This is a genomic window from Ruminococcus sp. AF17-1AC, assembly GCF_003461385.1.
Lineage (GTDB): Bacteria > Bacillota > Clostridia > Oscillospirales > Ruminococcaceae > Hominimerdicola > Hominimerdicola aceti.
Genome location: NZ_QTWZ01000049.1, coordinates 1 through 1,093 on the forward strand (window position 1 = coordinate 1; position 1,093 = coordinate 1,093).

3 protein-coding genes are annotated in these 1,093 nt (G+C 44.3%); all 3 read right to left on the reverse strand.

What is annotated here, in order from left to right:
• Positions 1-275 (reverse strand): DNA adenine methylase (locus DWW81_RS13050; protein WP_147339009.1); only part of this gene is annotated, 275 nt, incomplete at its 3' end.
• Between the two features lie 180 nt (positions 276-455).
• Positions 456-653 (reverse strand): hypothetical protein, encoded by a 198-nt coding sequence (locus tag DWW81_RS13055; RefSeq protein WP_038671814.1) that lies wholly within the window; start codon positions 651-653, stop codon positions 456-458.
• On the reverse strand, positions 653-1,093 hold a 441-nt coding region (locus DWW81_RS13060), incomplete at its 5' end, for a phage antirepressor KilAC domain-containing protein (protein WP_181982763.1). The genes DWW81_RS13060 and DWW81_RS13055, both read right to left, overlap by 1 nt.

Consider the following 1,093-nt stretch of genomic DNA (forward strand, 5'->3'; position numbering starts at 1 on the left):
CGCTTATGAAGACTAGCAATCCAGTCGAAATCTTCACGAGAATCGAGGACATAACGAAGCTTGTACTTCAGCTTATTCGGGTTATCCCTGACACAGCGATAAAGATTTGCAAGATTTCCGTTAAAATCGTTGTATACCTCAAAATCCATACCGGGCGGTTTATGGAATAAAACCCAGCCTGCACCTCCGAAAACCTCGATATATCGTTCATAGTAAGGCGGAAATCTTGCAAGTACTGCGTCACGCAATGCCTTTTTACCGCCTAACCATGACATAAAACTATTCATGTTTTTCCTTTCTGCCGTTTATACCAACAGCAGAAAAGTCGCTTTGCAAGCACCAGATTTTTATCTGCTGTTGGCAAAACGACCTTGTCCTAGCGCGGACGGCGCAATTTACGCTCAAATTTGATATGAACTATACTGCCTGCCCGCTGATTTTCATTTGTTGTATTTTCAGCCCTTGATTATTGGATCGACGTAGCTGAATATGATTCGTTTCTGTTCAAGGTAGCCGTTGGCTTTATTGACCTCGTTACACAGCTCCTTGTACTGCCGTTCCGAAAGTACGGGCTTTGTGGCTCTCAGCATTGCTGGAATACTGCCGAGGCAGAACTTGAAGTCAACTTTAGCTTTAATTCTGTTTGTGTGCATTATCCCATCTCCTTGCCATAATATTTTCTCAGCAGAGTGATCACAAATCTTTGCCCTTTTCCTGTCACAAACGTCTGCTGATAAGTCTTTGTCATAGTCGCAGTTTCAAACACCGACTCCTTTACGGAAAAATATCCGCGGTCGATAAAAGCCTGATACGGCAGATTGTTTGCCATAAGCACACCTTTTCCTTTCAGCCAGCCGTAAAGCTTGTTTCTGCCGACGGGGATATTTTCCGCTCTCGCAAGCTTTGCCATTGCGTTCATGTCGATAAGATTATCGGTATTTGACACCTGATTCGCAAACTCCACCAGCGGCTGATCGTGGCGGATACGTTCATTCAGCTTGTTGATAATGGTCATTTGAAGTCGGAACAGGTCACGGTATGGCTCGTCGAGAAAGGGGAGATAGTTTTTGATGAACATATCCTCGTTGGAAAC

Excerpts from the sequence above, each read along its gene's own strand:
- DWW81_RS13055 (WP_038671814.1), bottom strand. The coding sequence starts at position 653 with ATGCACACAAACAGAATTAAAGCTAAAGTTGACTTCAAGTTCTGCCTC.